The 10,000-nt window shown below is 46.0% G+C and carries 13 protein-coding genes and 2 pseudogenes; 11 read left to right on the top strand and 4 right to left on the bottom strand.

Annotated elements, in window-relative coordinates:
* The 6 genes and pseudogenes from LDL40_RS07200 to LDL40_RS07175 all read left to right on the top strand — a co-directional run.
* A pseudogene (locus tag LDL40_RS07200) lies at positions 1 to 510 on the top strand (glutamine--tRNA ligase); the annotation flags it as partial.
* Positions 511 to 613: 103 nt separating this feature from the next.
* Positions 614 to 1,465 carry an ABC transporter substrate-binding protein gene (locus tag LDL40_RS07195; protein WP_300994549.1) on the top strand — a complete coding sequence of 284 codons (852 nt, stop codon included), beginning with the start codon at positions 614 to 616 and terminating at the stop codon, positions 1,463 to 1,465.
* Positions 1,466 to 1,539: 74 nt separating this feature from the next.
* Positions 1,540 to 2,154 carry a LysE family translocator gene (locus LDL40_RS07190; RefSeq protein WP_300994547.1) on the top strand — a complete coding sequence of 205 codons (615 nt, stop codon included), beginning with the start codon at positions 1,540 to 1,542 and terminating at the stop codon, positions 2,152 to 2,154.
* On the top strand, positions 2,155 to 2,787 hold the full coding sequence (locus LDL40_RS07185; protein WP_300994545.1) for an ATP-binding cassette domain-containing protein: 633 nt from the start codon (positions 2,155 to 2,157) through the stop codon (positions 2,785 to 2,787).
* Positions 2,759 to 3,823 carry a hypothetical protein gene (locus tag LDL40_RS07180; protein ID WP_300994544.1) on the top strand — a complete coding sequence of 355 codons (1,065 nt, stop codon included), beginning with the start codon at positions 2,759 to 2,761 and terminating at the stop codon, positions 3,821 to 3,823. Before LDL40_RS07185 ends, LDL40_RS07180 begins: the two co-directional genes overlap by 29 nt.
* Positions 3,820 to 4,134, top strand: coding sequence for a rhodanese-like domain-containing protein (locus tag LDL40_RS07175; RefSeq protein WP_300994543.1), 315 nt, complete (start codon positions 3,820 to 3,822; stop codon positions 4,132 to 4,134). Before LDL40_RS07180 ends, LDL40_RS07175 begins: the two co-directional genes overlap by 4 nt.
* Here LDL40_RS07175 and LDL40_RS07170 read toward each other — a convergent pair.
* Positions 4,124 to 4,750: an START domain-containing protein gene (locus LDL40_RS07170; RefSeq protein ID WP_300994542.1), complete on the bottom strand. Its 627-nt coding sequence runs from the start codon at positions 4,748 to 4,750 to the stop codon at positions 4,124 to 4,126. The two genes, LDL40_RS07175 and LDL40_RS07170, sit on opposite strands and share 11 nt — an antisense overlap.
* 62 nt (positions 4,751 to 4,812) lie before the next feature.
* Between LDL40_RS07170 and LDL40_RS07165 the strand changes: the two genes are divergently transcribed.
* The 5 genes from LDL40_RS07165 (at position 4,813) to LDL40_RS07145 (ending at position 8,056) form a co-directional block, all read left to right on the top strand.
* Positions 4,813 to 5,340, top strand: a complete 528-nt coding sequence (locus tag LDL40_RS07165) for a hypothetical protein (protein ID WP_300994540.1) — start codon at positions 4,813 to 4,815, stop codon at positions 5,338 to 5,340.
* Positions 5,337 to 5,708 (top strand): hypothetical protein, encoded by a 372-nt coding sequence (locus tag LDL40_RS07160; protein ID WP_300994538.1) that lies wholly within the window; start codon positions 5,337 to 5,339, stop codon positions 5,706 to 5,708. The genes LDL40_RS07165 and LDL40_RS07160 overlap by 4 nt, the downstream gene beginning before the upstream one ends.
* A gap of 10 nt (positions 5,709 to 5,718) precedes the next feature.
* Positions 5,719 to 6,873 carry an elongation factor P maturation arginine rhamnosyltransferase EarP gene (gene earP, locus LDL40_RS07155; RefSeq protein ID WP_300994537.1) on the top strand — a complete coding sequence of 385 codons (1,155 nt, stop codon included), beginning with the start codon at positions 5,719 to 5,721 and terminating at the stop codon, positions 6,871 to 6,873.
* A gap of 21 nt (positions 6,874 to 6,894) precedes the next feature.
* Positions 6,895 to 7,452 (top strand): elongation factor P, encoded by a 558-nt coding sequence (efp, locus tag LDL40_RS07150; protein ID WP_053425033.1) that lies wholly within the window; start codon positions 6,895 to 6,897, stop codon positions 7,450 to 7,452.
* Positions 7,453 to 7,543: 91 nt separating this feature from the next.
* Complete coding sequence (locus LDL40_RS07145; RefSeq protein WP_300994535.1) at positions 7,544 to 8,056, top strand: GNAT family N-acetyltransferase; 513 nt, start codon at positions 7,544 to 7,546, stop codon at positions 8,054 to 8,056.
* On the opposite strand, the gene LDL40_RS07140 is transcribed toward LDL40_RS07145, so the two are convergent.
* The 3 genes and pseudogenes from LDL40_RS07140 to LDL40_RS07130 form a co-directional block, all read right to left on the bottom strand.
* Positions 8,057 to 9,010, bottom strand: coding sequence for a DUF1343 domain-containing protein (locus LDL40_RS07140; protein WP_300994551.1), 954 nt, complete (start codon positions 9,008 to 9,010; stop codon positions 8,057 to 8,059).
* Positions 8,956 to 9,222 (bottom strand): hypothetical protein, encoded by a 267-nt coding sequence (locus LDL40_RS07135; RefSeq protein WP_300994533.1) that lies wholly within the window; start codon positions 9,220 to 9,222, stop codon positions 8,956 to 8,958. Before LDL40_RS07135 ends, LDL40_RS07140 begins: the two co-directional genes overlap by 55 nt.
* A pseudogene (locus LDL40_RS07130) lies at positions 9,222 to 10,000 on the bottom strand (sodium:solute symporter); the annotation flags it as partial. The pseudogene LDL40_RS07130 and the gene LDL40_RS07135, both read right to left, overlap by 1 nt.

The following is a 10,000-nucleotide window of genomic DNA, read 5'->3' as shown; positions in this document are numbered from 1 at the left end:
CGTACTTTGTATATAGACAAGGCCGACTTCCGTGAAGAAGCCAATAAAAAATACAAACGTATGGTGACAGGGGGTGAAGTTCGCTTACGTGGCGCTTATGTACTTCGTGCTGACGAAGTGATTAAAAACGAAGCCGGTGAGATTGTTGAACTGATTTGTTCTTACGATCCAGAGACTTTGGGTGTGAATCCTGCCGATGGCCGCAAAGTGCGTGGCGTGATCCATTGGGTCGAAGCCTCACAAGCTGTGCCTGCTGAATTCCGTATCTACGATCGTTTATTCACAGTGCCAAATCCTGCTGCTGAAGAAGACTTTTTAGCTGTAATTAACCCAGCTTCATTAACAGTGAAAACAGGTTGGGTTGAGCCAAGTTTAAAGACAGCTGAAGCAGAAAAAGCCTTCCAGTTTGAGCGGGAAGGCTATTACTGTGCCGACAACAAAGATTCAACACCGGATCATTTAGTCTTTAACCGTACTGTAGCGCTGCGCGATACTTTCTTCGAAGACTAAAAGTGGGCATTGGGCGCAGAGTGATATTAAAACTAAGGCTTTAATTTTACTCTGCCCCGAATTCTTCTAGACTCTAAGCAGTTCATTTTTCAGGATAAGCCTGATGTATAGATCCTGCTTTTACTTGATACTTTGTCTGCTGGTTTTGCCGTTCAACAGCTTGTCCTCTGAGGTCGTGCATTATCCGGCGATTGAAGATTCAGCGGACAAACGCTCCAATTATCCTATCGCGCTGCTTGAATTGGCGCTGAAAAAATCTGGTAGTACAGCCACTCTTCAATCTACCTCTGCCTCTGTGTCTAAAAGCCGCGCTTTGTATTTATTAGAAACTGGTGTTGAAGTTGATGTGGTCTGGACTATGACCTCCATCGAGCGGGAACATCGTTTGTTACCTGTGCGTATCCCCATATATAAAGGCCTTGGCAGCTACAGGTTATTACTGATCAGACGAGAGAACCAGGCTAAGTTCAGTGCCTTGAAGGACGAGACTGCGCTGAAACAGCAGATGATGTCGCAGGTCCATGACTGGGTTGATGCTGAGGTGTTGCGGCAGAATAAATTTAAGGTGCTGAATGCTTCGAGCTACCAGAGTTTGTTTCAGATGTTGTTGCACAGCAGAGTAGATGCCGTTCCACGCAGTGTGCTAGAGATAGCTGCAGAGCAGCAGTTATTCGCTGAGCAGGGGCTGCATATTGAAACCGACTGGGTGCTGCATTATCCGGGCGCAGTCTACTTTTTTGTTTCTAACAAAAACCCTGTGCTGGCGGAGAAAATTGAAACTGGTTTACGCCTGGCGTTAAAAGATGGCAGCTTTGATTTATTGTTCCAGAAGTATTTTGTGCAACAACTGAAAGAGATGAAGCTATCCAAGCGCAGACTGGTGAAGTTAAAGAACCCATTGTTGCCGCCAGAAACGCCATTAAACGAATCCATACTCTGGTATAAGCCGGAATAATTATTTTTATATTGTGTTTTAGCGCCGTTCTGCTTTAGATTCAACGTATTAAAGTCTTGTACCCAGGAGCTGAAGTGGACGTTTTTTTCGCCGTATTGTTTTTCGCTTTTTCTACCACTATTACTCCGGGCCCAAATAACATCATGATGTTGTCCTCAGGCGTCAATTATGGCGTAAAGGCCAGCCTGCCGCATTTTTTGGGTATTTGTTTCGGTTTCCCTTTGATGGTGTTACTGGTGGGGCTGGGTTTTGGTGTGGTATTTGAACGTTTTCCACAGCTGCATATCTGGATCAAAGTGATAGGTGTGTTGTATTTGCTGTGGCTGGCCTGGAAAATAGGTTCCAGCACGCCCAGCAGTATTGAAGGCTCAAACGCCAAACCTTTTAGTTTTCTGCAAGCCGCTTTATTTCAGTGGGTCAACGGCAAAGCCTGGATTATGGCTTCTGGTGCAGTCGCTGCTTTTACTACTGTCTCTGGCAACGCCTGGTGGGATGTGACTCAAATTACAGCAGCATTTTTACTGGTCAGCTTCCCTTGTGTCGGAGTCTGGTTAACCTGTGGTGCTTTGCTACGCACTGTATTAAATCAGCCTCTGTATCAGCGTATTTTTAACTGGGTGATGGCATTGCTTTTAGTGTTATCCATTATGCCTGTATTGGCTGAGCTTTACGCTGAGTGGGTATTGTAAATGCTGAGTATTCAAAATTTATGGTTTGCTTTTGGTCAACAACAGCTGTTTTCCAATCTAGAGCTGCAGTTAGCACCAGGTTTACATTGGCTCAGTGGAGCTAATGGTTCAGGTAAATCCAGTTTGTTGCGAATTATTGCAGGCTTGGATAAAGCTCAGCAAGGCAGTATTAAATTTCACCAGCATCAGGTCGGAGCAGCCCCTTACCAGCAGCTCGTCGCCATCAGTGCTGATGCTGTAGCGCCTTTGCAGGATAATACCGTACTTGGCGTGTTGCAGTTGGTTGCACGTTGTCGTGGTATAGCGCTGGACCACTTCATGCTGCATGCCAGGGCTTTTGCGCTGGACCCTTTGATGCAACAAAAAGTAGCGTTGTTGTCTTTGGGGCAACAAAAAAAGTTAAGTTTAACTTTGGCCCTGGCCACTCAAGCCCAACTTTTAATGCTGGATGAACCTTTTAATGCGCTGGACCCTGAGGCCCTTAGTTATTGTTGTGCAGCTTTAATGCAGGCTCAGCAGCGGGGGGCTTTGGTGTTGATCGCAAGTCATTTGTCCCCGCAGAAATTTGCCGTTCAAATAAACCAGCATCTGGAGTTAAAGGCCGGTGGGCACTTATCTATTACTGCGTTATAAGTTGTTCAAACAGCAGGCTTCGGACGCTTTTGCACCACTGAAGCAATTCTCTTTTATGTTGTTGCTGGTTGCAGGCCATGCGCTGTTAGGTCTTTGGGCGCCTTTGGTGTTACTCGGCTTTCAGTTGTTTAACCCGGAACTGAGCACCACAGAGCGTTGGCCTTATCTGCAAATGCTACTGGTAATTATGTTCTGCTGGCAGGGCTCTGTCGCCTGGCAGCAAAAACCAGTCGCAGAGCAATACTTTGTTGAAAGTCTGGCTCCTTCTGCCAAAGTTGCGTGGCTGAGCAATAAGCTGATGGCGCTGCTGAATCAACTGCCATTCTGGTTTTTCACCTTACCCGTATTTATTTATCTGCTGCTAAGTTCAAAGTCGATGGCATGGCTGGACGCTATACAATTACTGCTGGTGTTGTTGGTGTTATGCTGGTTTTTTAAGACCAGGCAAACCAGTTGGTTGGCTCTTTTGGTGGTTTTTGTGTTGCCGGCAGCCAGCTTTTGGTCGGTGGCCTTAGTCGTTGTGATGCTGATAGAAAGAGAGGTTTTAGCGTACCTGAGCAGAGCATCCTATGCTGCTGGTCGTTTAATTCGGTATTGGTTGTTTTGGTTTTTTGGAGAGCAGAAAAATAAGGCAATGTTACTGCTGATTATTTTTGTATTGGCCTTGTGGCACTACTGGCTGGTACAACAACTAAAAGCTGAAGCTCTGCTTTTTATCAATTCGGTATTTATCTGGATTTTAGCGCTTTTGTGTTATGCCCAGCAAAAACTCTGGCAACAGCATTTAGCCTCCCAGCACTATTTTTGGCAGAGTTGCTGTACATCACGCCAAAGGTTGAGTTTAAAACTGATGAATGTTCTGCCTTTGCTGCCAGGTTCATTGGTTGCATTGCTACTTTTTGATTCCTTCACTGCATTTTTGACCCTACTTCTGGCGGCTTTGTTAAGTTTCTGGTCTACACTGCGTTTGTTGTCTGTGGCAATTTGCTGCTTTATTGTTGTGTTATTACTCAATGGGCAAGGGATTTGGGCATGAAAAAACTGCTGATGTTACTGTTATTATGGGCTCCACTGGTGATAGCGCAAAGCTTGTGGATAGATGTGCGCACTGCTGAGGAATTCCAGGCCGGACATTTGGAAGGTGCCATCAATATTCCTTATGATGAAATAGCTGAGAGAATTGAGGCTGTTGGCGCTGATAAATCAGCGGAGATCAAACTTTATTGCCGCAGCGGTCGGCGCTCAGGAATAGCGCTGGAGACTTTGCGAAGCATGGGGTACAACAATGCCAGCAATGCAGGTGCATACGATCAACTGAAGCAACAACAAGCTAAAACTAATGAGTAGTTTGCTTAGTGTTTAGTTGGTAAGCGGGGCGATGCAACTCAGTGTTAAAAGCCAAAAAACTGGCGCGTAATGAGCTTAACGTTAGTTGTTTCACCAGCCAATCTGGTAAATTACCTCCAGGGTTGGCGCTACCCTGGTACTCAAGTTCGAACCCCTGTTTTTGAACTGCTATTGTCCATAGCGCTTTGATCTTTCTTATCCGTACATAATCCGCGCTTTCCTCAACCAAGTCTGAACAGTCGCTGATCTGGATCTGCAGTAGTTGGCTTTTTAGTCTTAGCACATCGGCACAAGTCACCATGTCTCGTGGACTGACAGGCCAAATCGACTTAAAGCGGGTATACACTCTCCAATGATGGTCTGTGCTGCCAGCCAGCATTCTGGCGTCCTGACTTTGTTTCAGCCAGCGCCTGATCGAGTGCGTGTCTTTCAGTAGCAACAAAAAGCTCTCAGGTTTAGCCTGATAAAATGCTTTAGCTTTGACTTCCAACAGCGGATTGTATCTGTAACTCAGAGTTATACCCGCTTTGGACGGTAATGACGTCCATGGCACATCCGCTGCTGATACAGGACTAACCAACAGCACACCAATGATCAGACCAACTAAAAAATGCATAAACACCTGACTTTTTTTCGTTAAGATACAAGCTTATACGAAACACTACTTTGTTGGTTGTGATGAAAAGCAGTATCGACGAAAAAATAGAACTCGAACATCAGGCCGCCAGAATATTTATGCGGCTTTATCAGCATAAATTTGGTATCAAGATGCAACATATCTGGCATAACCAGCCGGCTAAGCCAGATGTATCTTGTTATCTGGAGCAGCAGCGGCTGGATCTGGAGATCGCACATTTGTATGGCAGTGAAGCCGAAGCAATGAAAATATTAGGACGTGAACTCAAAGGTGGTACTTTGGACGCTTTGCAATCTCTTCGCCAATATCCGGTTGCAGAGCGCTTGTTGCATGCGCTGGATAAACTCATTAGCAATAAAGCGCAAAAAACCTATGACTCTGAAAAAGTGTGGTTGGTGATCCGCAATGCTCATCCGGATTGGCACGCGGAGGAGTTAGGACAAACGCCACATTTATTGCAGATCCCGGCTCAACATCCTTTTGAACAAATCTGGTTGGTCGCGGATATGACAGGGCAGGCCGGGCTGGTGCCTTTGTATCCGATTTCATTGCAAGAGGCTAAAGGGTGAAATTGCTGCAAAAAGCTCAGCAACTGGCACAACGGCTTTATGTCTGGCGTTTTGGCCTGGTGTTGCTTGGGTTTTATGCCCTTGGCTTTGGCTTATATTATCTACTGCAAGGCCCGGCTGAGGTGTATGAGGTGGCTTTGCTGTTATCTGTTGTATTACTTGGCTGGGTGCTCCTGGCCTGGCTGACTTTGTTGTTATTCAGGCAACTTCCAGACTGGCAAGAGCCCGAAGGTTTTTGGCAAAAGCTCAGGCAAAGCGCTCATAAATTGTGGTACCAGGTCTTGCTTTGGGGTTGCCTGCTGCTTAGTATCGCCAGCCTGTATTTAATGGCGAAGGCGTTAAAAGCCTTAATTAGCCAACTGATCTGAAAGGTAAAGCATGCGCTGTGATTTGTTTTGCTCTGTGGTAGACAACTTTGGTGACATAGGTATTTGCTGGCGCTTAGCAAGGCAGTTGCAGCATGAACATCAATGGCAGGTTACTTTATGGGTGGACGATTTAGTCAGCTTTCAGAAAATTTGCCATGGTATCAATCCAGATTTTGCAACTCAGCAACAGCAGCAAGTGCTGATTCGGCACTGGACTGCTGTATTGCCTGAGCTTAGCCAGGCAGACAAGCCTGATCTGGTAATTGAAGCCTTAGCCTGCACTATTCCTTCTTGCTATTTACACTGGATGGCTTCGTTTACTGAAAAACCTTTATGGTTGAATCTGGAATACCTGTCGGCAGAGGATTGGGTGCATGGCTGTCATGCCTTGCCATCTCCTCATCCGCAACTACCTCTGCAAAAATATTTCTTTTTCCCAGGGTTTACACCGCAAACAGGCGGCTTGTTAAGAGAGCAGGGGCTGATTGAGTCTTTGACGAAAACCAGTGCTACAGCTGAGTTGCAACAGCAGTTTTGGTGCAGTCTGGGCTTGGCAGATGCAATGGACTATCAACAAAAAATTTCACTATTTGCTTATAGTCAGGCGGCTATTGAGCCATGGTTGAACCAATTGGCGGCAGCGGAGCAAACAACCTTGCTCTTAGTACCTCAGGGTCAGTTGGCGACAGATTTAACCCAACTTTTCTCCGAACTAAAAACCGGGCGTTTAGATATTAAGTCTCTAAGTATTCGTATTTTAGACTTTGTACCTCAACCAGAATACGACAAGCTTCTGGCCTGCTGCGACATCAATTTTGTTCGTGGCGAAGACTCGGTGATCCGAGCTCATTGGGCCGCTAAGCCTTTTGTCTGGCAAATTTACCGCCAGGATGAACAGGCGCATTTGATTAAATTACAGGCATTTCTGGATAGATACCTGCAGCAGGCCTCAGAACAGCAAAAAGACTGCCTGCAAAAGTTGCATATGGCCTGGAATCTGGAACAGGATATCAGTGAAGAATTTGCTTTATTTAGCAATTTAACTGAACAAATTCAAAAGCATAATAAAAAATGGCAGGAATATTTAATTCAGCAGCAAGATCTTGCCAGCAACCTCGTGCGTTTTTCTGAAAATAAACTTATAATGTCGCGCAATTTTTCCTAACAAGAAGATATTTCAATTATGATGAAGACTGCTCAAGAAGTACGCGCTGGCCAGGTAATCATGGTCAACAACGAGCCAATGGTTGTTCAGAAAGCTGAATTCAACAAATCTGGCCGTAACGCTGCTGTTGTAAAAATGAAAATGAAAGGTCTGTTAACTGGTGGCGGTCTTGAGACTGTATACCGTGCTGACGACAAGTTCGAACAAGTTATGTTAGACACTAAAGAAGTAACTTATTCTTACTACGCAGACCCGATGTATGTATTTATGGATGCTGAGTACAACCAGTACGAAATCGAAGCTGAAAACATGACTGAAGCTCTGAAATATCTGGTTCCTGATATGCAGTGTTCAGTTGTATTCTACGGCGAGCGTGCTATCTCTGTTGACTTACCTCCATTTGTTGTTCGTGAAGTGGTTTACTCTGAACCAGCTGCACGTGGCGACACTTCAGGTAAAGTGATGAAGCCAGCTAAGCTGGACACAGGTTTCGAATTAATGGTTCCTGCTTTCGTTGAAATCGGCGACAAAATCGAAATCGATACCCGTACTGACGAATACCGCAGCCGCGCTAAGTAATTAGCCCTCCTGAAAATGGGGTAAGAACACATTAGTTACGTGTAACTAATGTGTTCTTACCCCATTTTTACTTTTACAGCAAGGAGTTCTGATGAGCATTATTTCCACTCGTATCAATGGTCTTGAACTGCGTTTGGCTACAGAGGCCGATGTACCTGTTATTTTAAGTTTTATCCGGCAATTAGCCGACTACGAAAAGCTGTCGGATCAGGTGGTGGCCACTGAACAAAAACTACGTGATACCTTATTCGCCGACAAAGCTTTTGCCGAAGTGGTGCTGGCCAATTATCAGGGCAAAGACGTTGGTTTTGCGCTGTTTTTCCATAATTACTCGACCTTTTTGGCCAAGCCAGGAATTTATCTGGAAGACTTGTTTGTCGAACCAGCCTGCCGTGGTGTGGGCGTAGGTAAAGCGCTCATCACTTATCTTGCCAGGCTGGCGGTAGAGCGCGATTGTGGTCGACTGGAATGGTCTGTACTGGACTGGAATCAGCCTGCTATCGACTTCTATCAATCTTTAGGTGCAGTGATGCTGCACGACTGGCGCATTAACAGGGTGACTGGCGCTACTTTGACGCAGATGGCAGAGTTGTTTCCGGCTTGATCAATTCGGGTCCGGATACAACAAATAGGGCCTGCGTTGTTGCCTGAATTTTTGCAAATCTACCTGCCAGCTCTGGCGGATTTGCGCTTCACTCCAGCCTTGTTCTAGCTGGTGCCGCAACTTGGCGCTGCCGGCTAACTTGTCCATAAAGTCCGGTGAATTAAACAACTTCAGCTGATGTTTGCTAAACACAGCCTGCGCCTGAATTAAATAACTTAAGTTCAGACCTCCGGCTTTTGCTTTGCGTAAATCCAGTCCCAGCACCAATTGGTTTTTTAGTGGCGGATTGAGTGCAGCTCCGGCTTTGGAGACAGGACTAAAAGCAAAATTGCCTAAAGGTGGATTGGTGTAGCCCAGCAGTTGAAACGGAAAGTTGGTGCCACGGCCAACACTCAAAGGCGTGGCTTCAAAAAAACCTAAAGATGGGTATAAAGCTACAGCCTGAGCATTAGGTAAATTTGGACTTGGCCGAACCGGCAAATCATAAGGCATATCGCGTTGGTAGTTCTTCACAGGCCAGACATAAAGCTCTAACTGCTCTGCTTGTTGGATCCAGTCTTCAGCTTTGATCATCAGCGCCAGCTCGCCCAAAGTCATGCCATGCAAAAGTGGAATAGGGTGCATGCCAACAAAAGACTGGTAACTTTTATCAAGCACAGGACCATCAACGTAAGCGCCATTTGGATTGGGTCGGTCCAGCACCAGCAGTGGGATTTTTTGTTCTGCAGCCGCCTCCATCACATAATGCAGGGTTGATAAGTAGGTGTAATAGCGCACCCCTACATCCTGTAAATCGAAGATCAGCAGGTCGATGCCTTGCAAGGCTTCAGCTGTGGGCTTTTTATTTTTGCCATACAAAGACACTAGCGGCAGACCCGTTGCTTGATCTGTGCTGTTGGCTATATGAGCGCCAGCGTCAGCAGTGCCCCTAAAACCATGTTCAGGAGAGAATATTTTTTTACGGCGAAGCCCTGTCGCAAAAGCTCATCCAGCAGATGACCTTTTTCTGTGACTGAGCTCTGATTCACCACCAATCCAATCTGTTTGCCTGTTAACGCCACAGGAGACAAAAGTGGATTTGCCGCTAATTGGCTAGCTCCGGTCTGCAGTTGCTGTGCAGCACACTGCAGTGCTATCAGGCTGAAAATAAACAGCAAAGTACTCATCAGGCTGCAACGCCATTAAGTTCAGTGTGTGCCACAGACGAGCTGCTTTTTCCCAACTGACAAATCGCAAAAGAGCAAGCGAAACCTATACAGAGTTGCCAGCTAAAGGCCAAATCAAACTGCCAGTCTGCAGGTAAATAGTAGCTTTGCAGATAAGGTTGCATCAGCAGGGTAATAACAAAACCTCCTATTAAGGCAGCCAATACCGAGGTCGGACTGCCGCGCTGACTAAAGAGCGCGCTGGCATAAACGCCTAGTAACCCACTGTAGCTAAACACCATAACTCCCAGCGCAAAAGTCAGCAGTGGCATATCACTGCTTTGTTGCCAGTAATAACACAACATAGCCATCAGGGCTAAAGCACTGGCACAAAACAGCATAGACCAGCGAGCAGCATGCACATAGTGCTGTTCTGTTTTGCTTATTCTTTGTTGCTGCCAGGGTTTATACAGGTCCTGAATAATCACCGAAGCCATAGAGTTTAAGCCAGAGGTCAGGGTAGAAACGGCTGCGGCTATCACACCTACTGTGACTAATCCGCGCAGGCCTGATGGCATTTCATGCAAAACGTAATACATAAAGACAGTGATGTTTTCACCACTGAACTGACTGCTGTGCATCACAGCTCCAGACCCCGCCATCAGGTCTGGTCGCTGGTAAAAGATATAGAGTAAAAAACCAATCAGCATAAACACCAGCGTCACAGGAACCACTAAAACCACAGACCAGATAATAGCTAAAGAACCCTGACGGGCGTTTTTGCAGGTTAAAGCACGTT

This window comes from Rheinheimera sp. (assembly GCF_020217005.1).
Classification (GTDB): Bacteria; Pseudomonadota; Gammaproteobacteria; order Enterobacterales; family Alteromonadaceae; genus Pararheinheimera.
This window is presented reverse-complemented; position numbering and strand designations above follow the sequence as displayed.

Excerpts from the sequence above, each read along its gene's own strand:
- LDL40_RS07195 (WP_300994549.1), top strand. The coding sequence starts at position 614 with ATGTATAGATCCTGCTTTTACTTGATACTTTGTCTGCTGGTTTTGCCG.
- LDL40_RS07185 (WP_300994545.1), top strand. The coding sequence starts at position 2,155 with ATGCTGAGTATTCAAAATTTATGGTTTGCTTTTGGTCAACAACAGCTG.
- LDL40_RS07175 (WP_300994543.1), top strand. The coding sequence starts at position 3,820 with ATGAAAAAACTGCTGATGTTACTGTTATTATGGGCTCCACTGGTGATA.
- LDL40_RS07170 (WP_300994542.1), bottom strand. The coding sequence starts at position 4,750 with ATGCATTTTTTAGTTGGTCTGATCATTGGTGTGCTGTTGGTTAGTCCT.
- LDL40_RS07165 (WP_300994540.1), top strand. The coding sequence starts at position 4,813 with ATGAAAAGCAGTATCGACGAAAAAATAGAACTCGAACATCAGGCCGCC.
- earP (WP_300994537.1), top strand. The coding sequence starts at position 5,719 with ATGCGCTGTGATTTGTTTTGCTCTGTGGTAGACAACTTTGGTGACATA.
- efp (WP_053425033.1), top strand. The coding sequence starts at position 6,895 with ATGAAGACTGCTCAAGAAGTACGCGCTGGCCAGGTAATCATGGTCAAC.
- LDL40_RS07145 (WP_300994535.1), top strand. The coding sequence starts at position 7,544 with ATGAGCATTATTTCCACTCGTATCAATGGTCTTGAACTGCGTTTGGCT.
- LDL40_RS07135 (WP_300994533.1), bottom strand. The coding sequence starts at position 9,222 with ATGAGTACTTTGCTGTTTATTTTCAGCCTGATAGCACTGCAGTGTGCT.